The 23,801-nt window shown below is 41.7% G+C and carries 20 protein-coding genes and 1 pseudogene; 12 read left to right on the forward strand and 9 right to left on the reverse strand.

Annotation, left to right across the window (positions count from 1 at the left end; genetic code table 11):
• The 7 genes from L8106_RS32940 to L8106_RS11240 form a co-directional block, all read left to right on the forward strand.
• The coding region (locus L8106_RS32940; RefSeq protein ID WP_009784406.1) for a hypothetical protein at positions 1–299 on the forward strand (299 nt) is incomplete at its 5' end.
• A 68-nt stretch (positions 300–367) separates the two neighbouring features.
• Positions 368–655, forward strand: a complete 288-nt coding sequence (locus L8106_RS11210) for a hypothetical protein (RefSeq protein ID WP_232228465.1) — start codon at positions 368–370, stop codon at positions 653–655.
• Positions 656–867: 212 nt separating this feature from the next.
• The gene (locus L8106_RS11215; protein WP_009784408.1) at positions 868–1,308 is read left to right on the forward strand and encodes a hypothetical protein; all 441 of its coding nucleotides are present in this window, start codon (positions 868–870) and stop codon (positions 1,306–1,308) included.
• Positions 1,295–1,627: a hypothetical protein gene (locus tag L8106_RS11220; RefSeq protein WP_009784409.1), complete on the forward strand. Its 333-nt coding sequence runs from the start codon at positions 1,295–1,297 to the stop codon at positions 1,625–1,627. The genes L8106_RS11215 and L8106_RS11220 overlap by 14 nt, the downstream gene beginning before the upstream one ends.
• Before the next feature lie 1,042 nt (positions 1,628–2,669).
• Positions 2,670–5,198 (forward strand): phage/plasmid primase, P4 family, encoded by a 2,529-nt coding sequence (locus tag L8106_RS11230; RefSeq protein ID WP_009784411.1) that lies wholly within the window; start codon positions 2,670–2,672, stop codon positions 5,196–5,198.
• A complete protein-coding gene (locus L8106_RS11235; protein ID WP_009784412.1) occupies positions 5,195–5,521 on the forward strand; it encodes a hypothetical protein in 327 nt (108 codons plus the stop codon). The genes L8106_RS11230 and L8106_RS11235 overlap by 4 nt, the downstream gene beginning before the upstream one ends.
• 6 nt (positions 5,522–5,527) lie before the next feature.
• On the forward strand, positions 5,528–6,754 hold the full coding sequence (locus tag L8106_RS11240) for a hypothetical protein (RefSeq protein ID WP_009784413.1): 1,227 nt from the start codon (positions 5,528–5,530) through the stop codon (positions 6,752–6,754).
• 329 nt (positions 6,755–7,083) lie between these two features.
• Here the strand turns inward: L8106_RS11240 and L8106_RS11245 are convergent, their stop codons facing one another.
• Positions 7,084–8,427 carry an NAD(P)/FAD-dependent oxidoreductase gene (locus L8106_RS11245; RefSeq protein WP_009784414.1) on the reverse strand — a complete coding sequence of 448 codons (1,344 nt, stop codon included), beginning with the start codon at positions 8,425–8,427 and terminating at the stop codon, positions 7,084–7,086.
• A 633-nt stretch (positions 8,428–9,060) separates the two neighbouring features.
• Between L8106_RS11245 and L8106_RS29550 the strand changes: the two genes are divergently transcribed.
• A complete protein-coding gene (locus tag L8106_RS29550) occupies positions 9,061–9,678 on the forward strand; it encodes a PEP-CTERM sorting domain-containing protein (RefSeq protein WP_009784415.1) in 618 nt (205 codons plus the stop codon).
• A 40-nt stretch (positions 9,679–9,718) separates the two neighbouring features.
• Here the strand turns inward: L8106_RS29550 and L8106_RS11255 are convergent, their stop codons facing one another.
• Positions 9,719–11,128, reverse strand: coding sequence for a (Fe-S)-binding protein (locus tag L8106_RS11255; RefSeq protein ID WP_009784416.1), 1,410 nt, complete (start codon positions 11,126–11,128; stop codon positions 9,719–9,721).
• A gap of 73 nt (positions 11,129–11,201) precedes the next feature.
• Complete coding sequence (locus L8106_RS11260; protein ID WP_009784417.1) at positions 11,202–12,548, reverse strand: FAD-binding oxidoreductase; 1,347 nt, start codon at positions 12,546–12,548, stop codon at positions 11,202–11,204.
• A 185-nt stretch (positions 12,549–12,733) separates the two neighbouring features.
• Here L8106_RS11260 and L8106_RS11265 point away from each other — a divergent pair, with 185 nt between their 5' ends.
• Positions 12,734–13,513 carry a DUF4079 domain-containing protein gene (locus L8106_RS11265; protein ID WP_009784418.1) on the forward strand — a complete coding sequence of 260 codons (780 nt, stop codon included), beginning with the start codon at positions 12,734–12,736 and terminating at the stop codon, positions 13,511–13,513.
• 48 nt (positions 13,514–13,561) lie between these two features.
• Here the strand turns inward: L8106_RS11265 and L8106_RS11270 are convergent, their stop codons facing one another.
• Together L8106_RS11270 and L8106_RS11275 are read right to left on the reverse strand one after the other, a co-directional pair.
• A complete protein-coding gene (locus L8106_RS11270) occupies positions 13,562–15,283 on the reverse strand; it encodes a mechanosensitive ion channel family protein (protein ID WP_009784419.1) in 1,722 nt (573 codons plus the stop codon).
• Between the two features lie 67 nt (positions 15,284–15,350).
• A complete protein-coding gene (locus L8106_RS11275; protein WP_009784420.1) occupies positions 15,351–15,713 on the reverse strand; it encodes a DUF4864 domain-containing protein in 363 nt (120 codons plus the stop codon).
• Between the two features lie 175 nt (positions 15,714–15,888).
• On the opposite strand from L8106_RS11275, the gene L8106_RS11280 reads away from it, so the two are divergent.
• Positions 15,889–16,533, forward strand: a complete 645-nt coding sequence (locus L8106_RS11280) for a histidine phosphatase family protein (RefSeq protein WP_009784421.1) — start codon at positions 15,889–15,891, stop codon at positions 16,531–16,533.
• Between the two features lie 108 nt (positions 16,534–16,641).
• Here L8106_RS11280 and L8106_RS11285 read toward each other — a convergent pair whose 3' ends face one another.
• Both L8106_RS11285 and L8106_RS32945 read right to left on the reverse strand, forming a co-directional pair.
• Positions 16,642–17,508 carry an RNA-guided endonuclease TnpB family protein gene (locus L8106_RS11285; protein WP_009784422.1) on the reverse strand — a complete coding sequence of 289 codons (867 nt, stop codon included), beginning with the start codon at positions 17,506–17,508 and terminating at the stop codon, positions 16,642–16,644.
• A complete protein-coding gene (locus tag L8106_RS32945; protein ID WP_198012930.1) occupies positions 17,393–17,953 on the reverse strand; it encodes a helix-turn-helix domain-containing protein in 561 nt (186 codons plus the stop codon). Before L8106_RS32945 ends, L8106_RS11285 begins: the two co-directional genes overlap by 116 nt.
• A gap of 240 nt (positions 17,954–18,193) precedes the next feature.
• Here L8106_RS32945 and L8106_RS11290 point away from each other — a divergent pair, with 240 nt between their 5' ends.
• Both L8106_RS11290 and L8106_RS11295 read left to right on the forward strand, forming a co-directional pair.
• The gene (locus L8106_RS11290; protein WP_009784423.1) at positions 18,194–19,762 is read left to right on the forward strand and encodes an NAD(P)/FAD-dependent oxidoreductase; all 1,569 of its coding nucleotides are present in this window, start codon (positions 18,194–18,196) and stop codon (positions 19,760–19,762) included.
• Between the two features lie 118 nt (positions 19,763–19,880).
• Positions 19,881–20,729 carry a leucine-rich repeat domain-containing protein gene (locus L8106_RS11295; RefSeq protein ID WP_009784424.1) on the forward strand — a complete coding sequence of 283 codons (849 nt, stop codon included), beginning with the start codon at positions 19,881–19,883 and terminating at the stop codon, positions 20,727–20,729.
• 30 nt (positions 20,730–20,759) lie between these two features.
• Here L8106_RS11295 and L8106_RS11300 read toward each other — a convergent pair.
• Together L8106_RS11300 and L8106_RS11305 are read right to left on the reverse strand one after the other, a co-directional pair.
• Positions 20,760–21,368 (reverse strand): annotated as a pseudogene (locus tag L8106_RS11300) (Uma2 family endonuclease).
• Positions 21,369–21,418: 50 nt separating this feature from the next.
• Entirely contained in the window at positions 21,419–23,746 is a 2,328-nt protein-coding gene (locus tag L8106_RS11305) for a TIGR03986 family CRISPR-associated RAMP protein (protein ID WP_009784427.1), read from the reverse strand.
• Between the last annotated feature and the right edge of the window lie 55 nt (positions 23,747–23,801).

The following is a 23,801-nucleotide window of genomic DNA, read 5'->3' on the forward strand; positions in this document are numbered from 1 at the left end:
CATCAACCGCCCTCGGTTGTGCAGTCCTAGCCTATGATACTAACCACAAAAACAAACCCATTGCTATCAGTGAACGGCAACGGGTAGATTCGGAAATAAACATCTTGACCGATTTTATCACGGCACAGGAAACCAGTCAGACAGAGGAAATTCAATATGACCTGTTGACCCAAATTGAGCAGTTCTTCAACAAAGGCAACCGTCAACCTGAGCCAACTGTTGAACCTGAACCTTTACAGCATACACCCGTTCTCTCAGAAGTGATTGAACCCAAGCTAGACGAACACGACAACAACTAGAACACAATTGCAAGGGGTCAAACGACCCCTCTTTAATCCAGTCAATGAGTTTAGAATATCTAAGCGCAATGAATAGACCTAGAGCAAAAAACATAGTCGGTAGTGTGATGATTGGTGGGATGGCATTCTTTGTACTTGAGACATCTTGGATACCTGCGGAAATCAAGGTGATTATAGGTTTTACTGGAGGAATTTTCGTGGGAGCCATGAGCCAAGTTGACTACGCCGAATACTGGGAAAGCCAGCGAACGATTGACCGCGTATCTGATAACCTAAATCGCCAACTTGACGGACAGAAAACAGTCACAGTTATGAGATTGTTAACTCTGTTAGAGGAAATGAAGGACAAACCATGAGACTACTAAAATTCGACTTTCATTCAAACATCATTCTTGACAACTTAATCTGTGGGCAAAAGCACTTTAACCATGCCTTTATGTGTTGGCGTTGTCTTCACAATCCAAAGTATGATGAAACGGATTTAGCTAATTTCAAAAAAGGCTTTTATTATTACATTTCACATAGTTGGTCAATTCAGGATTTGAGAGATCATTAGAGAGGTTGAACAATGAAAGTTAAAGAGATTGAATTTGGACTAACAACCAGCTTAGGCAACTACGAATCAGCCAAAATGTCTTTAAGAGTTGAACTGGAGGACGGGGAAGATTACAAACAATCCCTCGCCAAACTCAAACAAGAAGTTGTTCAACTAATGGGCGGTGATGCTTCCATTATGAAAAAGCTAGCCACTGATGAACATACTCAAGAGTTAGTTAAAGAAATTAAAGATGTTCAACGGGAATATAAGCGAAAGAAGAAAGAGCTTGATAGCTTGCTCTATGAACTGGGTCAAACGGAAGATGAAATCAACCGAGTTACCAAACTTTTAGAGAAGTTTCAGGCATTTAAACAAGACCCAAACCTCTCCGAAGTAGAGAAGGTTATTGACTCTTACGAACGCTTGAAAAACAATCAATCAGAACCCGTTCCTGCTGATGAAATGTTCTAACCAACAACAATTCATAGACTGGATAGAAAACAACATTGCAGACGCTCTAGGCTATCCAGTCTTTTCTATCGGTCAAGAGGTGTTGTTTGAATGCTTAGGCGACATTCAACGGGCCGAGATTGAGTCCTACATAATCTCAACTGACTGGTACAGCAACCTAGATATTCAATACTGGCTCAAGTTTGATAACGACATCTGGGCTGACGCTCAGAGTCACAACGAACTACTCAAGCTCAACCCCATCCCGAACAATCTACCCGCATCTAAGAGGCTCTATGACCGTCAAAATCCGACTCACTGCAACTGCACAAGAGATTAACAACTGGAAAGCCTTCTTTGACCTTCTAGCCACCGCTAACGTCATCAATCTGCTAGAGGTATCTGGTAGCTACAGCAACCGGGGTAACAGCCAATATCAACGGGTCTACCTTGAGGTTGAGTTGTTGGGTGATATCAGTTCGCTTGAATCCCCAGTTGTGCGATCACTTCTGGACGGATCGGAACCCCGCTAAAATTGTGAGTTTTTCCGCGCCAAAGGTTATAGTCTTTGGGCTAAAAATTCTACAAAATTGCAACACCCTAACGAGCTGTAGTATTTTCAGAAGCTCTGGCTAATCCCAAAAATAGAGCAAGAGTCTCGCTAGAAACCTGAACCTTTCTGGTAAAAACTCCACAAACTTGTAGTATCCCCGAGAAAAGTCAACTCCCTCGCTAGAAGGGTTACACCTATCTGGTAAAAATCGTACAAAATTGCAAACACTTCCAAAGCGGTACTACAAAGCAAGTGACTTTTCACTTTCAGACTGTACGCAAAAGTAGATAAACCTTCACTGTTAGATTGACATCGCCGCTCAAATCCAGTAAAAAAAGTACAGAACTTCCAACAGGTAATGAAGCTGCTTTTGTCCGTGAGGGCAATTAACTCGTTGGGTCTGTAAGGGCGGATAAGCTCCTTATGTAAGGTAATTACCCTACAGACGGCCGGAGGCGGGGAGATTTAGTTCATCTCTAGTTGAAGAGGAGCTAGAAACTTTAAAGGCTCTCATCCCATGCAATACCTGTTGTTTGTAAAGCAAAACCCACCGCTCTGTACTTGGGATTGGAGAGCGATGGGTCTAATGCTTTACGCAAATGAATCATAAAATAAAAACACTTCAAAGTAAAGACTTCTCCAAAAACCTCTGTCAATACAGACAGAGACTAGACCAACTACTGAAGGCACCCCTCAAGGGTTGGGATAGAATCTTCATCCGCGACTTAGACCGTCAGTGGAAAATCTGCAACAGAGACGGCAAGGAATTTAAGCTGTCTACCAAACAATCTGTAAACCTACAACGCATAGAAAAAGGAGGTGATGCTTAATGGTTGCCTCCTTTGCAATGCGCTCTGAGGTCAATCAATTAGCTGAACTGAACCCCAAACACTACCGGGAGTTAGTTCAGAAACGAGGGTTAAACCCGGACTGGGTAGCCGTCAACTGCAAAAGCATTGACACCCAAACCGCTACAGAGCATCTGGGATACAAAGCATTCTCAGACGGAATTCTACTCAGTGGTCACGGCTATCAAGAACAGTTCAAACCCGATACGCCATGGCCGTCTAAAGATGGTAAAAAGCCTAAATACCGGAGTTGTAAGGATGAGGATGGGTACGATGCGATGTTACCCCGTCACCCTGAAAATCCCCGCTTCTGGGATGACCTAGAAGCACTCAAGGGCGAATGCTTCCAGATTGACGGTCATCCCTGTTTAGTGGTCACAGAAGGCCACTTTAAAGCGATTGCCTTAACATCTCATGGCATCCCGACTGTTGCCATTCTGGGAGTTGAGCAAGGGCTAACCTCAGCCAGTCGTGACCCACAAGGGAAGCGATACCTAGTTGATGTTTTAGAACACTTGGCTAGGGCAGGCTTTGGGTTTATCATTGCCTTTGATGCTGATTGTGCCAGAAAAAAAGGCGTAATTCAAGCTGAAAGCAAACTCGCTCATCAACTCACCCTATTTGGCGTTCCCGTCTACAGCATCACCGGATTGTGGAATGAAGCTGAGGGGAAAGGGATTGATGATTACATCCAAATGAACGGATTTGATAAATTCAGGGATGAGGTCTTAAGTAAAGCTGAGACGATTGAACAGTGGAAAGAGAAGCACCTAACAAGCCTAGAACGGCAGCTTTCTAAGGACAGTAAAACCCCGACTCAAAAAAACATTGCTAACGAGATTGCAGAGGAATATGAAAACAAATTAGCCTTCAATGATGAGACGAATACTTGGATGAGGTATGAAGCCGAAGACAAAGGCGTTTGGAGTCCTGAATCAGATCGCTTTATCCGGTCAATTATCTCTCAAGTTGTTGAGGGAAAAGGAATTAAGTTCAAGACCCAAACTTATGTCAAGCAAGTCATTGAATGCTTAGAAGTTGACCCTAGAATACTTAAGCGCAAGTGGTTAGAACGCAGTCCCAATGAGGTTTTACCCCATCATAACGGAGTGTTAGAGATTGCCTCAAGCAAGTTTGTTGAACACTCACCACTGAACTATTTGACTTGGACGCTACCCCGTGAATATGACCCAGAAGCTAAGGATTGGAGCAAAATCAATGATTGGTTAGATGAGGTTTCACAGGGAAATCCGATGATCAGAAACCTGTTAATCTGCTTTGCCAACGCCGTTCTCACCGGAAAGTCAGGCATACAGAAAATGATGCACTTGATGGGTTTAGGCGGAAGTGGAAAGACAACTTACAGCAACTTAATCACAGACCTGATTGGTGAAAACAACGTTCTTGATGAGGGGGTTGAACAGTTTTGTACCAACCGATTCACACCGATTAGAGCTTATCAAAAGCGGTTTGTCTTGTTCTCAGATGAGCAAGAACTACCCAAAAATATCAGCAACATTATGAAGCTGGTAGGCGGTAACAATCTCACCGGAGAACAGAAAGGGAAACCCGCTTTTCAGTTCAGGTTCACCGGAATAGCAATGCTGGTGAGTGAACATCCGATCGCACAGGGAATCAGAGGCAATGGTTGGAAGCGGCGGGTCATTCCCTTACCTATGAACCTAAAGGTTGCCGACAAAGACAGACGCGACCTCAGAGCCGAATTTCAATCGGAGTTACCAGCATTCACAAACTATCTTCTGAGCTTGTCAGATGAATTTGTCACCCAGACGTTAAGAGGCGTTAGCGACATCCCAGAATGCAAGCTTCAATTCTGGCAATCTCGGTTAAGAGAGGACTCTATAGCCGCTTGGCTCAACGACTGCATAATCTGTGACCCAGAAGCTCAGACTCAAATGGGCGGTAACAAGAATGAAGCTGACAACGGCACACCTCAAACGCTGTTCGGTTCCTATGCAGACTTTTGCAAGCGTTCGGGCATGAATCCTAAATCTGTGACCCGATTCTCTCCAGAGTTAATAGAACTTTGTCAGTCAGGTCTGTCATGGGAAGTGCAAAGATTCAGAACCCGAAGCGCGACTCAAATCTCAGGAATCCGGTTGAGAGCTGAAGGACAAGATGATGACATTTTGACCCATGAACAATCCTTAGTTGAGGGTGTGAAGACTTCAGGTGATAAGTCTGTGAAGACTGAGGTGAAGACTGAAACTCCCTCTACGCAAGGCCGTGTAGAGTGTGTAGACTTAAGTGATCATTCTCCTGATATTATTCCTGCTGTTAATTCTGGCAACACAACAGAGCCTAAAAAATCCGAGAAACCTCCAACTGCAAAATACACCCTATCCCAGAAGAAAAAATGGCTTAAGCAAAACAGGGATAGACATCCGATTGTCTGGGTTACCATCCCGACTACACAGGAACAGCCACCCTTAGCAGGTCTTATCACGACGACTTACCCTGGAAAGTCACTCACAAGAATGGGTCATTGAACGTCACACCGGACAGTATTGAAATACTTAAGTCACTCACTGGAGACATCCAACCTCTCCCAGACCATCCAGAAGGTGAACAGACTGAACTGGACTTTAGTAAACTCCAAACAGAAACCCCTCACCAACGGGTTAAGCGGTTAGCCAAACAGCAAAAGGAACAGGCCGACATAAAAGAGAATAATCTAACCCCTTTCCTAGAGAGGTTTGAAAAGTCAAAAGTCAGTGAATTAACTGATGAGGAAGCTACTCAAATCTGTGACGAACTGCAACGACAGATTGAGCGTTTTGAGAGAACCAAGCGAGACTTAGGACTTCACTAACTAGCCATGAAACGCAAACCGAATAAGAAAGCCTGTCAGTCTCTAGAGAAGGTTGACAGCCAGATTAACAGTGCTATTTTGCAGTCAAATCAGAGACTTAAAGAACTTGGCAGTAAGCTGATAATTCAACCCAGAAAAAACCGACTGTATCTCAGAGGAACGTTACCATGCAAACCCGGAGATAAGACACCACAACAAACAAAGCGTCAGGAAATTTCTATAGCTAACAAAACCCTAGAAGGGGTGAGAACGGCAGAGACTAAAGCGATAGAAATTACAGCACATTTAAAGTCAGGAAGTTTCAACTGGGAAATGTACGGGGTTAAGGTCAAACAACTCAAGTCCCGAACAATGGGTGAGATTAAAGCCGACTTTGAGGAGAACTACTGGCGTGATCGGCCTCAGACTCGCAAGAAGCTGAACACCTTTAGAACATCATGCCAAGCTTACTTTAAGAAGATTCCCGACTCTGACCGCTTCACAGACTCAAATATTGAGAAGTGGATACGCTCAACAGACCCCGACACTTACGCCAGGTCAACCTTAATCAGTCTGATCAAAAAACTAGCTAAACAAGAGGGGATTGAGATTCAGCCCTACTCATGCAAACCAATTTCAAGACCTAGAATCCTACCAACAGACAGAGAAATAGAGCTAACTTTTGCACTACTGCCAGAAGATATTGCTTGGACGTTTGGGATGATCGCCACCTATGGACTGAGAACTCAAGAAATCTTCATCGGTGTTGAGAATCACCTTGAATTCTTTACCAATCCCGACAATGAGTTTCACAAATTCAAAGTAGATGAGGATAACAAGACCGGAGAGCGTTTGGTCTATCCGCTACATCCAGAATGGATTGAACGGTTTGACCTGTTGAATCCAAAGCGTTTCCCCAGTAATGCCACAAAGTATGAAAGCAAGGTAGACAAGTTAGGCCGAACGCTCATCAAGTATGGATTCAAGAATGAAGCTTACAGTCTCAGGCATCGCTACGCAGTTAGAGCGCATGAACTAGGTATCCCGATTGATGATGCTGCCCGTTGGATGGGTCACTCAGTAGAGGAACACGTCAAGAGCTATCAGAAGTACATGGACGCTTCTACCAGCGACAAGATTTATAGAAAGCTTCTCAACTACAAACAGGAGTTAAACGAGCTAGCCAGATTGCGACTTGAGAACCAATTCCTCAAAGAACGGGTACAGGAGTTAGAACAGTTATTAAAAAGCTAAGGTTCACCAAAAAGGTTCACCACTTCCTAGAACCTGCTTGACTAGAAAACCCTTGATAGATGGGTTACAGACCTTATGAATTCAGAGAACTGTACTGACTGATTATACCGTGAGGGAGAAAACTCACCCGGTCAACGTTAAAATTGAGTCCAAAATTTAGCAGCAGTAAAAAACAACAACAAAACAGGTAAAGACGTGCCATGATACATCTGTACACAGCACGTCTATTTGTCGGTTGTTCGTCGTGGCGATAAAACTCGATTTCTCCAGTTTGAGAGCCGAAATGTGAGAATTCCGTTGAGAAACCGAGTTAAGGTGTCTGTTCAGTTTTAGACTTTGACAGCCGATTCATGTTCAATCGAACTTTCTTCTGGAGATGTGCGGTTGGTAATCAGTCGCGCTCCCCCTTGACGGGTGAAGTAACTCCATCCCCACTGAATCATCACCAACAGTTGGTTATCAAATTCAATCAGGAACAGAATGTGGACAAACACCCACATAACCCATGCGGTAAAACCGGAGAATTTACCGAATTTTAAGTTGGCAACAGCTTGATTTCGCCCAATCATGGCTAAGGTGCCACTATCAGCGTAGTTGAAAGCTGGAAGTGTGCGAGCTTGTAGGCGCTGCTGAACAAGTTTAGCAACATAAACGCCTTCCTGTTGGGCGACAGGAGCCAATCCCGGTAAAGATTCATCCCCTTGATGGGAGAAGTTTGCTACATCGCCAATTACAAAGATATTCGGATGGTCAGCAACGGTTAGGTTGGGTTCAACCATGACTCGTCCTGAACGATCTAAGGCAACAGATGTACGGTTAGCAAGCACTTCCGCCATCGGGGAGGCTTTCACGCCAGCAGCCCAGAGAATAGTTGTTGCACCAATATATTCGATGTGATCATCTATCTTCGACTTGACTGTTACACCGTTGGCATCGATATCCATCGCCCGAGTGCTGGCTCGCACGGTTACGCCTAAACCTTCTAGTTCTTCTTTGGCTTTAGCGGAGAGATCTTCGGGGAAGGTGGGGAGGATGCGATCAGCCCCTTGCAACAGAAGCACAGTGGCTTCTGAGGGATCAATATTGTGGAAGCAATCTTTTAAGCCTTGATGCGCCATTTCTGCTAACGCTCCGGCTAGTTCTACTCCAGTCGGGCCAGCACCGATAACGATAAAGGTTAATAACGCTTTGCGCTTTTCGAGATCGGGTTCTTTTTCGGCTTTTTCAAACGCGGAGAAAATTCTCCGGCGAATTTCTAAAGCTTCTTCAATCGTTTTCAGTCCAGGGGCAACCGGTGCCCAATTGTCATTTCCAAAGTAGTGGTGTGTCACTCCCGTGGCGACAACTAGGGTATCGTAGCTAAGTTCACCGTCTTTGAGATACAGCTTATTGTCTGCTGGATCGAGATCGACGACTTCTCCCATTAATACTTGAGTATTTTTGTTTTGACCGATGACACCCCGAATGGGAGAGGCGATATCACCAGGGGATAGGTTTCCGGTCGCCACTTGATACAACAAGGGTTGGAATAGGTGATAGTTTCGTTTGTCAATTAGGGTGACTTTGACTGACGAAGCCCGTCCTAGTTCACGAGCGGCGTGTAGTCCGCCAAAGCCTCCGCCGATAATGACAACATGATGAGGAGACTGGGTCGTAATGCTGTCTAAAGACATGAAATTCCTCTCCTATGAGTTGACAGGGTAAATCGTTTGGGAAAAGGGTTAGGTTAGAAACTCTAACAATCGGTTTTGCCTACGTTTACGTTTATTTTATAATTCAATTGACTTCTTTCAAGTAGTGTAGGATACTTATTTTTTTTCGTGATTTTAAATACAGATTGAATTCGTTAAATATGATTATCTGATAGGATAAAATCTGCAAAATGCTAGAAACATTGAAATGCTTTTGATTCATAGATTTAGACATCGTTTTTTATTTTTTTAGAGAATTTTTAGCCCCTTCAGTTTGATTCAAAAAACCCATTTTTTCGAGCGAAAATACCTAAAAAATTTTTTTAAGTGTAGAGCAAAATAACTATTTTTTTGAGGATGTATCCATTTAGAAGTCTGTTTCCGTAAGAACTCGGTAGAATTGACCCCCCATTTGTGAACCCTGAAGTAAAGACTCTGTAAATCTATGGACGAACCGAGGTGAGATGGGACAAGCTAGTGAGTAGGTCTACGAAGATCGTCAAGTCTAAACGATACGCTAGTTCCAGGGACAACTCGGAAAAAGCTACAGGTCTATAGACAACACACTCGGTAAAGTCTCCCTTTCACTGTTGATCTATATATAAGGATTAAGAAATGAATGCTTGCGTTGTGACACGTTTCGCTGTTGCAGCCCTTGGTGGTTTTGTTGCTGGGGGTATCTTGAGTGTTAGCCCTGCTGAAGCTGCGAGTCTGAAGAAGTTTGATTTCTCAAGAAAAGTTATTACATTTGAGACTGCACCTTCTTTCGACTTTACCGTTGATGATGTCACTCTGAATGTGACTGCGGATGCAGAAGATGGTACAGGTCAGGTACGAACCACTGTCGAAGGATTAGGGGTTTTTGATGGTAAAGGGTGGAGACGAGAAATTGATGCGGCTGGAGGTCTTGAGACTCTATTTTTAAACTTTGGTCAGAAAGTGAGTCTTGTTTCGGCTACTTTCGGTTACGTGGATGGAAACGATGCGTTTAATCTGTTTGTTGGCGAGAATTCTCTCGTAAACGGTGAGGATATCCCCGACAACAATATGTTTGACTTCACTGGCTTTGACTTGCTGCAAACAACGGCTAAAACCTTTAGTTTCACAGCGAACTTAGGAAGTGATTATTCCCTCAAAAGTATTACAGTTGCAACAGTTCCCGAACCCACAACGGTTTTAGGTTTAATGGCTATTAGTGCTTTAGGTTCTGTCGCCCTCAAACGTAAATCCTAATTCAAGATAGGAGACGCACCGTAGCACGTCTCTCCTTTTATTAAGCGTTAATTTTTTCACCGCGAATTGAACAATCTAACAATTCCATCGGATGCTTTAACGCGATAGATTCCCCTTTTAATTTTAAATGCTTGAGAATTTGCAGAGAACAACCGGGATTTGCTGAAGCAATTAACTTCGCCCCGGTATTGAGTAAATTCTCGGCTTTTTGTTGTCCGAGTTCATCGGCGACTTCCGGTTGCAATAGATTATAAACGCCTGCACTTCCACAACACAACGCCGCATCAACGGGTTCCCGCAATTTTACCCCCGGAATTTGTTGCAACAGTTGACGGGGTTGCTGGCTAATTTTTTGTCCGTGTAAGAGGTGACAAGCATCTTGATAAACCAGGGTTAATTCTCCATCGGTTAACGGAGATAATGGAACAGTTAAACCCACTTCGGCTAAAAATTCCTGCACATCTTTGACTTTGGCTGAAAAGGCTTGAGCTTTTTCCGCATATTCAGGATCATCTTGCAATATATGACCATATTCTTTTAAGGTATGACCACAACCTGCGGCATTAATAATAATAGCATCAACGCCTGTTTCTTCAAAACTATCGATCATTTGTTTCGCCAGCGTGTGGGCTTGGTTTGTTTGTCCTTGGTGTTCGGGTAACGCCGCACAACAGCCTTGACTTTTTGGGATAATGACTTCACAACCATTGGCGGTTAAAACTCGCACAGTCGCTTCATTAACGCTAGAGAAAAATAACCGTTGTACACAGCCTAAAATCATCCCCACTCGATACCGTTTTTCACCTTTTGCGGGAATAATGGTCGGTAAATTATCCTGAAAAGATTCAACTGTAATTTGGGGTAAAATCGATTCCATCGCCCCTAAACGCGGGAAAATTTTCGGAAGTAAACCTGTTGAACGGACTAACGTTTGAACCCCAAGTTTTTGATAGACAAAAAGGGGAACTAAAAATAGACGTAAACGGTTTGGATAGGGAAACAGATTAAAGATTAGAAAACGAATTAAGCGATCTCCTAAATTTCGGGAAATATTCCGTTCAACTTGGGGGCGCGTGGCTGATATTAGTTGATCATATTGAACCCCAGACGGACAAGTAGAAACACAAGCCAAACATCCTAAACAAGTATCAAAATGTTGGGCGCTTGTTTCAGATAAAGGGGCTTCGGAATTGTTGATCGCATCCATTAGATAAATTCGCCCTCGGGGAGAATCCATTTCTTTTCCAATGACACGATAACTCGGACAAGTTGCTAAACAAAATCCACAGTGAACACAGGTATTAATTAAGTTGGGATCGGGTGGATTTTTGGAGTCAAAACCCGGTAATTCTTCGGTTGAGTTGAGATGGGGATTTTGGCTGAGAAAGTTGCTGTCTTTAGCCAGAATTTTGGCTGTCGTTTTTTCTAAAGGCTGTTCGGAAGTTTGCATGGTGAATTAAAAGATTTTTGGAACTTATTTTAACAACAGGTTGAAATCAATTTTCAGCAGAACCTAAGAGGGTTTAAATCTCCCCAACAAAGCGATGAGGACTCAATAGATTTTCGGGGTCAAACTGCTGTTTAATTCGACGCATTAAATCAAGTGCATTTCCGTTGTATCCCCAAACCTCTAACTGTTGTTTGACTTCAGAGGGTGCGTCTAAAATCGAGAGAAAACCGCCTTTCGTATTACACCAGTTTCGCAGTTCTAATATCTTTTTGGGGACAATTTCGGGTGCAACTGTTTCCCACCGTAACACACCTAAACCCACTCCTGCATGAATTAAACCGGACGTTTGACATTGACTCAAGGTTGCAACGGCTTCAGTGGGGGTGACTCCAATTTTACAAATGATTTGAGGGGTTTCGTTTGATTGCCAAATGAGTTGTTTTAATTGTTGCCATAAGTGATGCTCATCTTCACTATAGCGATCGCCGACTAAGCCCAATTTTTCACCGAGTTCTAACAACCGAGTTGCTTGTTGATCGACACTTTCAGGTAAACTTTGAAAGCGAACCATTAACCCCATTTCGCTTCCTTTATTCAGTTTTTCTAACAGTTTAGGTGAGATTAAATCTACTGCAACAGGAGTTAAAGCAGAGGATAATAACGTTTGAGTTACCCTCGCAATTGCTTCACTTTTTCCCGTTAAAAGTACAGTTTGAGAAGCCTGAGAAACAGGATAAACTCGCAACGTGACTTGAGAAATAATTCCCAATGTTCCGTAAGATCCAGTTAATAGCTTCATCAAATCATATCCGGCGACATTTTTAACAACACGACCCCCGGCTTTAGCGATTTTACCATCAGAACGAACAAAAGAAATCCCCAAAATTTGATCACGGACTCCTCGATAACGTTGTCGGAGTGAACCTGTATCCGCAGTTGCAATTATTCCGCCAATGGTTGCGGTTTCGGAATAAGCCGGATCAAGGGCAAGAAATTGTCCGGTTGCTGCTAAAGTTTGTTGGAGTTGACAAACAGGCATCCCCGCTTCTACGGTAATAGTTAAGTCACCAACTGCGTGTTCAATCAGTTGATTTAAACGTTTTGTACTGACGACTAAGTTAACATTTTTGACTAATCCTCCCCAATGCAATTTACTACCCTTTCCACAGGGTAGAATACCGAGTTGATGCTGTTTTGCGTAAGCAATAACATCCGCAAGTTCAGTTTGAGTGTTCGGATAAATGATAGAATTAACGGTTGTTTCGGGTGCAATACTGCGAAAAATACGGTTTTGCTCAACCGGATCAATTTCACTACAGTCATCAATTCCGGATTCACCGACAATTGCTTCTAATTGGCGATAATGTTCGTGACTCAAGGGTGAGGTTGGGTTTTGATTAGGAGTTGAAATCAGGTTCATTTAGAAACGTAATCCATCACTTTTATTGAAAATTGAGATATTCCTATTTTAGAACGACTGCGATCGCATGGAAACAAAATTTACTCAATTCCCGTTTTACTTTTTCAGTTTCTCAGCAAAAAATAATTTTATCTTGACTGATTTTCTTTAAACTATTCAGTAGACATCATGTTGAGGAGATCTCAATGAACTCAGTTGATATTCTGGCATTACTCCATCCAGCCCTTGCTGTTGGCGTTGTTTTCCCCGTTATCGGGATGGCGGTGAGTCGGGCTTGGCAAACTCGTCAACGACGCATCCAAACGCAAGAAAATAAGCAAAAAAGTAAAATTCCACCGACGGTTGGACGAGAACATTTAGAAGTCGGGCGCTGGTTAACTGGGAGTGTTGTTGGAATTACGTTAATTGCGGTTGGCTATTCGATTTATTTTAAGGGCGTTTTCAAAGATTTAACACCTGAAAAAACCCCACAAGCAATTTTTATTGTACTCATTTTTGCGGCAACTATCGCTTCTTTAGTCTTCCTCTACAAAGCCAAACCTAATCAACCTTTATGGCGAGGTATTTTTGCAACATTAACTTCCATGGGATTAATACTTTTAGGGTGTCAAGAGGGAGTGTTTAGACGAGGGTATGAATGGTATATTTCTCATTACTATTATGGGATAATAGCCGCTTTATTGATGGTGATTTCTTTGGCTGTTATCCCAGAGATTTATAAAAATAAAAAATGGCGCATTGCCCATACAGCTTTAAATTGTATCGCCTTACTGTTGTTTTTTGCTCAAGGAATTACGGGGGCGCGAGATTTATTGGAAATCCCCTTAAGTTGGCAACAGAAATATCTCTATCAATGTGATTGGAATGAGCAAACTTGTCCGTTTGAAAGTTCTCGTCGTTTAGAATTATTTCCAACAGATTTTGTTAACTTGAGTCCAGAAGAAAGAGAGATTCATCCACAGTAATTATTGGGGCGCTGTCGTTTGCGCCCTGAACTTTCAATTCTGAACTTTTTAGCCATTATGGTTTTGAGAATCGAGATCAGTTTTGGGGGAATCAAGGTTATTAGTACCATTATTCTGCTGTTGAGAGAGTCGCATCAGCAAGTCTTTTAACTCAGAAGACAACTCTAGCGGAAGACTTCCGCGAACGTGTAAATCTCGTTGAGGAAAGGGAATTTCAATATTTCGGAGTCGAAAGATCGCTTCAATTTGATAATATAAGTTACTACAAATAATCACATTACGACTCGGCTGAGAAATCCAAACTCGCAGTTCAAAATCGAGAGAACTATCCCCAAAACCTTTAAATAAAACTTGAGGAGAAGGCATTGCTAAAATATCAGGATTCACTTTGGCGACATCTAATAAAGACTGTTTAACAGCCTCAATATTAGACCCATAGGCGACTCCCACCGGAAGACGCACACCAGAAACCGGATGATCATGATCCCAGTTAATTAATTCCATTTCTAAAAAACGGGAATTGGGAACAATAATAGAAATCATATCTAAGGTTTTAATCACGGTACTTCGAGCGCCAACTCGTTCAACAATTCCTTGATATTCTCCAATTTCAATATAGTCTCCTACTTGAATTGGGCGCTCAAATAACAGTACAATTCCACTGCCAAAATTCTTGGCAATATCTTGAAAACCAAATCCAATCCCCACACCTAAAGCACTGGCGAGAATCGTCAATGAACTTAGATCCAATCCCCATATTTGTAATAAGACAATGCTTCCAATGCAAATTAAACTATATCGAATAATAACGGCAATAACTTCTTGAGCGCCTCGATTAATTCCAGTGACGTTTAAAATTCGCGATCGTAATAAATCACTAACAACTTTTGCAGAAACAATCAAGATCCACAATAAAGCAATTAAAAATAAAACATCAGGAATAGAATAGGCTTGATTGGCAAAGCTGATTATGTCTGAGGTTAAGGTAGAAATCAAAGTCCCTGTCACCTCAAAACTCAGTCGCCGAGTGAATGGAAATTGATTGGCAATGTATAAAATTGTCGCCATCCAAATACCGACTCTAACGCTAGCCAGAGTCAGAGACACAAACAGATCTATACTGCGATGATATTTAGATTGTTCTTGGTCTTCAGTTTGCTGTACAGGAATAACTTTTTTAAAGAAATGCCGTAGAGATTTATTCCAAAATTTACCTAAAATCAAGTTACATAAAATAGCAAAACTCAAAATGAGTATAGAGCGAATAAAAGCATCTCTTAAGAATTTTAGACTGCGTTCTTTCTGGGCTTGAATTAAAGAAATTTGAAGCTTTTTTCGCCAAACTTCCGCTTGTCCTTGCTGATTATTTCCCGCTTGAGAATCTCGTTCTGTTATCGTCAGTAAGTAACGATCATTCAGCCAAACGGTAGGCAAATCATTATTTTGCCTGATTTCTAGCTCAATAGATTCTTGTGAAGAAACTGCTTCCTGTAGTTTAGAATTAATAATATCGGCTCGATCTTGAGCGGTGAATTCTCCAGAACTGCTCACCTTAAATAATCGTATACCATCGAGAGTGATGGGCGCTGTGTTTTGCTTAAATCCTTCAGCCGTGTTGTCCTGAGCAGAAACCGGGTTGAACAATAGAAAGCTACTTAAAATTAAAATAATTACCAGGGATAATCCAAGTTTAAAATCACGTAGATGAATAGGAAGACTAAAACCAATTTTCGTGATTATTTTCCAGGCTTTATTAATAATTTTCATCATAAACTTGCTGATTTTATGGAGTTATTAAAAACAATTTTTAGGTATTTTTTGAGTTCAAGAAATTAATTTATATCAGTTTACTCTCAATAGAAACGAGATAACATCCATCAATTCGCCAACAGCCATCAGAATATTTTTCCATCATATAAACAGCTCTAAAAGGAGTTCCATTCGGAGAAAGTAAAAGCACAGTTTGAGTCGGAATACCTTGAACAAGAGCGACATCTTCAAAGATAATAGATCGAGGACGATAAACAGCAGGATACTCGATTTTAACCATCTGCATAAACTGCTCTGCTGTACCAAATTGTGTCTGAATTTCTAAACTGGCAAATGCAAAAGCACTGACAGCATCATCTCTTTGAAAAGCTTGGATTTGACGTTCAATCACAGAACGGATCTCACTGCGATCGCGATCAGTAATTTCCATAACTTACGTGTTAATTTATACAAGAATGAACAAATTAGCAAAACGGGGAATGACCTCGCATACAAAGGATTTCCCTGTGATCAAATTATCAAGAGAATCCTGCTTATATTACCCGATCACCTAAAGCAAAAACCAATTATCTTATTAGGGGAAATGATCATCAGACTGCCAACCCATGACTCAAACTGTTTGGATAGCCAGACACGGAAACCGGATAGATTTTGTGAACCCCGAATGGTTCAACACCGCAGAACATCGCTATGATCCCCATTTGTCCGATGATGGTTTTGTTCAAGCCCAGCAATTGGCGAACCGCTTAGTCGGAGAAGGGATTACTCATATTTTCTCCTCTCCGTTCTTGCGAACCGTACAAACCGCTCATGTGATCGCAGAAACGCTTGATCTATCCTTGAAACTCAATTGGGGTTTGGGTGAATGGTTAAATTCCGAGTGGATGTCTGCCTCTCCAGAAACTCTAGCCCCCCAAATCTTAGCGCAAAAATTTCCAAAAGTAGACCTCTCTTCTCCCATTGGTGAAGCTCGTTATCCTGAAACTTGGCAAGATTGTCTTCATCGTACCGCCAAAACCGCTCAAAGCCTTGTTGCTGCTTATCCCAATCAGGATTTGTTGTTTGTGGGTCATGGTGCTTCTGTTTTAGGTACAGCGCTAGGTCTAGTCCCCACTTTAGCAGAAACAGATATTCATGCTTCTCTTTGTTGTTTGGTAAAATTAGTTCGTCACGACAACAAATGGATCGTTGAACTTGATGGCGATGTTTCCCATCTTGATGCTACCGAAAAAGTAGTTCGATTTAAGTGACATACTCCCGACACCAAAAACTTTGTTTTATGGTGTGGGCTTCTTGACCTCGCAATCAAGATTTCCTACGTTGCACTTGTCTAGGATTTCTCCCCCGACAGTACGCATTCAGTAGGCGGTTTCCGTTCCCCAATAGTCCGAAAGGTACTTTTCGATTCCACGATTACAAATTACCTCGGCCGAGGCAACATCTCTGTTATTTGAATAGTTACATTCATCACAGGTATGCCAACGAACTGAAAGGTTGTTATTCCATTCACTGCCACAGCTAGGACACTGCTTAGATGTTCCTCTGTGATCAACAACGGAAAAGAACTTTCCTCGTTGACCACACACCCATTTTAATAAGTTTCTGAACTGTCCAAACCCTGCATCCAGAGAATGCTTACCCAGAAAACCTTTTGCCATCACTCTAAAATCAATGTCTTCAACGAATATTGAGTCAGCTTGATCACAAAGTTGATGGGCTGTTTTTAGGTGAAAATCCTTGCGGGTGTTGGCAATTCTGTGGTGTAATCGTGCTACTTTAACTTGTTCTTTCTCCCAATTTTTAGACCGTTTCTGTTTTCGAGATGCTCTACGTTGCAGCAATTTAAGCTTGCTTTGTAGTTCTACAAAAAACTTGGGTCTAGGAATGGTTAGTCCATCTGATGTTGCTACAAGATCGATCAACCCTAAGTCGATCCCGACAGCCCTCCCAAAAGAAGGTGTATCTGGTATCGAAACATTAGCTTGAATTGTGATCACAACAAACCATTTTGTTCCTCTGCATCTTGAGACAACTCGCACACCTTTGATGCTAAATCCTTCAGGAATTTCGCGATGCAAATTGATATTTACAAACCCAATCTTAGGGAGTTTAATTTGATTTCCCTTGATTGGATAAGTTGTAAATTGAGGAAACAAAAATGATTGATAGCGCAAAGTTGGCGGTGTCGGTTTCCGTCCCGCCAAACTTTGTAAGAGAGCGACCATATTTCTTATAACGTGGAAAACCTCGTCCTCTTTGTCTGAAAGATTCCCAGGAGTTATGTAATCTTTTGACTACATCTTGAGTGACCTGAGAGTGAACTTCTTTTAAGTAAGGGTTGGTCTTTTTCCATTGCGTTAACTGTCGCTTTTGCTCTATGTAACCGGGGAAAGGAGTCTCGGTCGGCATAATGTATTCTCTATCCAGAGAACACCTATCAATCATGCACTTCCGACTATTCATCCAATCTTTCAAGTCTCGCAGACAACGGTTGTATAGTAGTCTACAAGTCTCCAACCAACTCAACATTAATTCTTGTTGAGCAGCACTGGGATAAATTCGGTAAGCATAATTCATTGTTAGTGCCATGAATGCTATTTTAGCACGAAATAAATCTACGTTAACTGTTGTCGGCACATCGAGTCCCTCAACAGTTTTTGGGATGTCCATGGATGAGGGGCTGTCTGCGTGGGTTTCCCGCGCAGTTTATACGCCCCGTCCCGACGCTAACCCTGTAGGTATAGCGCGGGGCTTATAGCCTCCCCAAACCCCACCTTGAGCTAAAAGATCAGCAGATTTAATCCGTTTAGCGATCGCTTGGACAATCAGACTCTCAATTCTATTGCTCTAAGCGATCCCATCTAAACTCTTGTATCCTGAACTCTTAAGGTTTATCTGAGGTTATCAAATATGAGCGATCAAACATCTCCTCAAACTCAAAATACAGAAGTTGTTGTGATTGGAAGTGGAATCGGGGGTTTAAGTTGTGCGGCAATACTTGCCCGCTATGGCTTTGCAGTCACGGTTTGTGAAAGTCATACCATACCCGGTGGGGCAGCCCATGGCTTTGAACGGGATGGCTATATTTTTGACTCCGGGCCATCGCTGTATTCAGGAATGTCTTATAGTCCCTCGACGAACCCGTTAAAACAAGTTCTTGATGCGATCGGTGAGGATATCTCCTGGAAAACTTACAATGTTTGGGGTTGTCGTTTACCCGAAGGTGACTTTGATACCTCTGTTGGGGCGGATCAATTTTGTGATGTGTTGATGCGGTTGCGCGGATCTCAAGCCGTTCAAGAATGGCGAGAACTACAACGAGTCATGGCACCGCTTAAGGATGCTGCGGTTGCTTTACCCATGGCAGCGATGCGCTATGATTTGGGTGCAATTTTTACATTAGGTCGATTTGCCCTGCCTTTATTGCAAAGTCTTCCCCACGCTTCTAAACTCACGGGAGCATTTGGCCCAATTATGGATGAGGTGATCAAAGATCCCTTTACTCGCAATTGGCTAGATATGCTCTGTTTTCTGTTGTCTGGACTGCCTGCGAGTGGCACCAGTGCGGCAGAAGTGGCGTTTATGTTTGCGGAATGGTACAGACCGGAGGTGGTGTTAGATTATCCGGTTGGTGGCAGTGCGGCTTTGGTTGAGGCGATGGTTCGCGGACTGAAACGTTACGGGGGTTGTCTCAAACTGGGCGCTCATGTCGAACAAGTTTTAGTCGAAAATAATCGAGCGGTGGGTGTGCGTCTACGGGGCGGTGAGGAAATTCGGGCTTCTAAAGCGGTGGTTTCTGCGGCTTCGGTTTGGGATACGCTGAAGTTAATTCCGTTGGGGGCGTTACCGCAAAGCTTTATCAAAGAGCGATCGCAGACTCCTGACTGTGAGAGTTTTATGCACCTACATTTGGGGATTGATGCGACGGGTTTACCGGAGGATCTCGCTTGTCATTATATTACGGTGAATGACTGGGATCAGGGAATTACCTCGCCTCTGAATTTGATTGTCATGTCCATTCCAACGGTTTTAGATCCAACTCTGGCACCGCCTGGAAAACACGTTATTCATGTTTATACGCCTGGTAATGAGCCTTATGATCTTTGGGAGGGTTTAGATCGTCGTAGCCCTGAATATACCCAACTCAAGGAAGAACGGGCTGAACCCATGTGGAAAGCTTTAGAACGGGTTATTCCTGACGTGCGATCGCGTTGTGAAGTCACGTTGGTAGGTACGCCGCTCACCCATGAACGCTTTTTACGCCGTTACAGAGGCTCTTACGGGCCGGCTATTCCGGCTGGACAGGGGACGTTTCCTAGCCCTCAAACGCCGTTAGCGGGGCTGTTATGCTGCGGAGATTCAACGTTTCCAGGGATTGGCTTACCTGCGGTGGCAGCGAGTGGTATGATTGCAGCGAACACGTTGGCATCGGTTCAAAAACACTCGCAAATGTTAGATGATATTGGCTGTGGTGTTTGATCAAAAATAGCGATGTGTTGCTTGCCATCAAAGGTATCGTAATTGTTGAAGATGACGGTGGTAAACTGACCATCAATCAAATTTAAAAGTTTAAATTCAAGAGTGTGGTGTTTCAAAAATGTTGCAAAACCATCTGGGTGAAATTTTTAGAGGTCTATTTCTGGGGAGTTTGAGCGCTGTTTTGAGTTGGGGAATAGTTCAGGTTCCCACTTCGGCACAGTCGGATTCTTTTAACAGTTTTGCAGAATGGTGTTCAGCGCAAGAGAGTCTTTCCGCAGAAACTCAAAAAACAATAGAAGCGTTACTCCGTAAAGCGGCGACTCAAAATTGTCAGGATGCTGAGGCTGTTTTGGGCTTTGCTTCGAGTTTGAACCTGACTGCAACGGGTATTTCTGATCTCAGACCCCTTTCAAGCTTTACTCGACTTAATCGACTAATTCTCCATAAGAATAATATCACAGATTTGGCTCCTCTGACTACATTACCGGAGTTGAAAATTTTGTATGTTGCTGGAAATCAGGTTGAGGATCTCAAACCACTTTCTTCGATGTCGGGGTTGACTGAGTTGGTACTTCAAACGAATAAAATATCGGATATTAGTCCGCTTTCTTCCTTGACAAATCTGAAGCTTCTTTATCTTGGTTTCAATCAAGTTTCTGACTTAAAGCCTTTATCTTCCTTGACGAATTTAACTGAATTGTCTTTACCGGGAAATAAAATTTCAGATATTAGTCCCCTATCCAGTTTAACCAATGTAACTGAACTCAATCTCAGTTCTAATCAAATTTCTGATTTGCGTCCGCTACAGCCTTTAACTCAACTGTCTGAGTTGAATCTGAATGGAAATAATGTTTCTAATATTATACCACTAACCACTTTACCCAATTTAACGGAGATTTATCTTTTTAATAATCCGGTTGAAAGTCAGGTTTGTCCACAAAACCGAGATGCGTTATGCTTTATTTAATAAAAATCGAAAGAAAAACCTAGACAACATCTAATTTTTTAGCAGTTCTTCAACAGTGAGAGAAAATTCTGGAAACGTTGGGGAAATAATGCGATCGTTCCCTTGATAGCGATTCATTTGATAGGTTTTGTTCTCATCGAGTACACAGACAAAAACGGTGGGGAGTTTTGGGTTTCCTAAATAGCTGCGACTCGCAACCGCCAAATAATCAACCATCCAATATTCAGATATACCCAAACGTTGATACTCCTCCAGTTTATCCACATAGTCATCTTCCCAATTCGTTGAGACAATTTATACTACTAATTGGGGCGGTTCAAGCAGTGCAGAATAAGCAGTAGGTTGTGCTTCCCAAAGGGTTTTATCGACAACAGTAATATCAGGATGACGACCTTGTTCTTGTCCTTGTTTGGTTTCAGTTTGAATCACAATTCTACCCGAAACTCGATAGTTTAACTGAAGTCGTTCCACTTCTTTATCAAATTGTCGGAGGATAAAATCTGCTAGATCTTCATGTCGTCGAGTCGGAAGTTTCCTCATTATTTCACCGTTAACAAGTTCGTAGTATCCTTCTTCATCTGGAAGTTGACTAATAAATTCCTCGAATGTGAGTTGAGAGGTCAGAGGTGTTGTTATCATTGGTATTTTGGGGTTAGGTTAGAATGCGATCGTATTTTAATGTTTGGGTTTTAGGGGTTAGGGCGTTGAGTTGGTCTTTGAGTAGCAAGATTAATATTACCTCCTGTTTTTTCCTGATCTTGGCTTGACTTTTTTTGTTTTAGCTTTGGAGGAGCAACTTGATTTTTAGTTTTATCTTCCAAAGAAGAATTAACATCTTTAGGGAGCCTGCGATTATCTGATATGTCCATGATATCTAATGGAGTAGGTAATACAGGACGGTCTGCATACTCATTTACTTTCCTATCTTTTTTGGGTTTACCTATACATTTTTTCTGACTGGGATTGCATTCAATCTCCATGTACCGTGTTTGATCTGAATCTGGAGTTTTATCACACCGCAACATTGCCAATAACATCTCAATTCGTGGTATTTGTTTCAGATGTTCAAGCTGTTGTCTGTTATGATCTTTGGGATAGTCATCTTCACTAATTTGATCTAGAATATAGTTTTCAAACTTTTTAACACAACTTTTTTTAGTTTGGGTGATACTTATTGGTGGATTTGACCATTGCTCATTCTCAAATAATTGACTGTAGCGTTTTTTGCGATCGCTCAAATGCAATTCATAATCAATCTTGACTGCACCCATCCCCAAAGGTTTACCTATTCCCAGAGAAAAACAGTATTGTTCTCCTGTTTTACCCGTTTCCAGTTGTTGCGATTTATCGCTGCTAAGACTAAGCACCCACAACAATGCACCCAATTCAACATCACTCAAATTTTCAAAGTGAATATCAAATTTAAAAGTCACTCCTTTGTTAATAGGTGTAATAAGAGTTGTTTGAGTATCAGAGTCTTCAGATTTATTTCTTTTATCTAGATTGCGTTTTAACTTAAATTGAGGATTACTTCCCTTATGCCAATATAGTTTATGACCACGAATTACTGTTTTTTCAAGAGGTTCACTAGCATAATGCTTAAGATCTTTTGGAACAGCATTTTTTTGAACTAGATAGTGTGGAAAATAGCTTGGTTTTGGTTCAGATAGTATCTGAGGAATTACAGGAGTTTTGCTATACCAAATATCATTTTCATTAGTTTGATATAAAGCATCGGTAACAAAAACTCTACTCGCTCTTTGTTTATTAAAATCTTTAGGCAATTTCTTTTCTGTAAATTCCTGTTTGACCCAACCAAAGATAGCATCAGCTATATCAATTAAAGGAATAGCTACAAATAAAATGCCAATCAAGAAATTAATATTTAAAAGCGTAACTGAATAACGAATTGGAGCATTGTTCCAATTAATTACATAAGGATCACTAACTATTGTAGGAATAAAGTCTAATACAGTTGTGGCGTGACCATTACCTTCTGGAGAGTAAGGAATCCGAAAATTAGGACTTTGACCAAAAAATCCGACTGTTTTGCTTTTTCCATCGTGATAGTAAAACACTGGACGACCTTCTTTTAATACTCCCCAATCCTTCTCAAAAGGTAATTTTTTCTGAAAATCGGTCAGCGCATTACGATAATGCTCAATTGCTGTATCATCTATTGGTAATGGATCTACTTCTATATTTTCCGGGAAGACTATACAGTGATTGCGACGTGGAGAATCTTTATCTCCTTGTTTCATATTTCCACTGGTAATAAGCACGCCCTTTTTATAATGAGTATCTGGCAAATCTACATCATGAGCAAATAATCGTTTAGCTCTATCTGTGTTGTCTACCGCTACATTTTGATAGCTCACATTAATATACTGAAGCTCATATTTATCATCATTAAATTTTTTAAAATTTTGTAAGTTAAGAGGCGTTTCCCTAACCCAAGCAAATGTTGCACCTTGTTCAGTTTTAGCTAATTGAATATACCAATCATCTTGTCTTTTTACCAAGTAGCCAGCTTTTATTATTTCAGGAGAAACATACTCTTTATATTCTTGGCCCCAAGACTCTTTATCAGGATTTGAACCAACAGCACGGAAAAATAATCGATCATTACCTGAAACTCGATCTATCTTTCCAAAACTCACAATTTCAACTAAAGTTCGCAACATCCCTCGAATACTACTCCCAGGAATAACGGGTTGATTAGTTGCAGGATTAATAAAGAAATTGGATCTTTTTTGTTTGAGGTCAGGTGGTAAATCATTAAAAGGTGTTTCTCCATATTCGGCAAAATCTTCTGGACTCCAACCACCACGAGTATACAGAGGAGATTCTGTGGTTAACGTGCATTCAATTCTACCCGTATGTCGTTCTGAATAATAGCGATCGCCCTCTGGTAAAGGTAGTTCTGCTTCAACAACTTTTTCAGGTAATTCTACAAAATTATAGGGAGCAATAGCTTTGCGATCGCTATCGACTTTAGAAATATGTTTCGGACTCATCGTTCAATCTCCTTATAGTAAAATAAATTGACTTAAGATCTATTGGCTTGATTAC

This window comes from Lyngbya sp. PCC 8106 (assembly GCF_000169095.1).
Lineage (GTDB): Bacteria > Cyanobacteriota > Cyanobacteriia > Cyanobacteriales > Microcoleaceae > Capilliphycus.

Bases quoted from the DNA above. Each gene is read 5' to 3' on its own strand.
- L8106_RS11210 (WP_232228465.1), top strand. From the start codon at position 368: ATGAATAGACCTAGAGCAAAAAACATAGTCGGTAGTGTGATGATTGGT.
- L8106_RS11215 (WP_009784408.1), top strand. From the start codon at position 868: ATGAAAGTTAAAGAGATTGAATTTGGACTAACAACCAGCTTAGGCAAC.
- L8106_RS11220 (WP_009784409.1), top strand. From the start codon at position 1,295: ATGAAATGTTCTAACCAACAACAATTCATAGACTGGATAGAAAACAAC.
- L8106_RS11230 (WP_009784411.1), top strand. From the start codon at position 2,670: ATGGTTGCCTCCTTTGCAATGCGCTCTGAGGTCAATCAATTAGCTGAA.
- L8106_RS11240 (WP_009784413.1), top strand. From the start codon at position 5,528: ATGAAACGCAAACCGAATAAGAAAGCCTGTCAGTCTCTAGAGAAGGTT.
- L8106_RS11245 (WP_009784414.1), bottom strand. From the start codon at position 8,427: ATGTCTTTAGACAGCATTACGACCCAGTCTCCTCATCATGTTGTCATT.
- L8106_RS29550 (WP_009784415.1), top strand. From the start codon at position 9,061: ATGAATGCTTGCGTTGTGACACGTTTCGCTGTTGCAGCCCTTGGTGGT.
- L8106_RS11255 (WP_009784416.1), bottom strand. From the start codon at position 11,128: ATGCAAACTTCCGAACAGCCTTTAGAAAAAACGACAGCCAAAATTCTG.
- L8106_RS11260 (WP_009784417.1), bottom strand. From the start codon at position 12,548: ATGAACCTGATTTCAACTCCTAATCAAAACCCAACCTCACCCTTGAGT.
- L8106_RS11265 (WP_009784418.1), top strand. From the start codon at position 12,734: ATGAACTCAGTTGATATTCTGGCATTACTCCATCCAGCCCTTGCTGTT.
- L8106_RS11270 (WP_009784419.1), bottom strand. From the start codon at position 15,283: ATGATGAAAATTATTAATAAAGCCTGGAAAATAATCACGAAAATTGGT.
- L8106_RS11275 (WP_009784420.1), bottom strand. From the start codon at position 15,713: ATGGAAATTACTGATCGCGATCGCAGTGAGATCCGTTCTGTGATTGAA.
- L8106_RS11280 (WP_009784421.1), top strand. From the start codon at position 15,889: ATGACTCAAACTGTTTGGATAGCCAGACACGGAAACCGGATAGATTTT.
- L8106_RS11285 (WP_009784422.1), bottom strand. From the start codon at position 17,508: ATGGTCGCTCTCTTACAAAGTTTGGCGGGACGGAAACCGACACCGCCA.
- L8106_RS32945 (WP_198012930.1), bottom strand. From the start codon at position 17,953: ATGGACATCCCAAAAACTGTTGAGGGACTCGATGTGCCGACAACAGTT.
- L8106_RS11290 (WP_009784423.1), top strand. From the start codon at position 18,194: ATGAGCGATCAAACATCTCCTCAAACTCAAAATACAGAAGTTGTTGTG.
- L8106_RS11295 (WP_009784424.1), top strand. From the start codon at position 19,881: ATGTTGCAAAACCATCTGGGTGAAATTTTTAGAGGTCTATTTCTGGGG.
- L8106_RS11305 (WP_009784427.1), bottom strand. From the start codon at position 23,746: ATGAGTCCGAAACATATTTCTAAAGTCGATAGCGATCGCAAAGCTATT.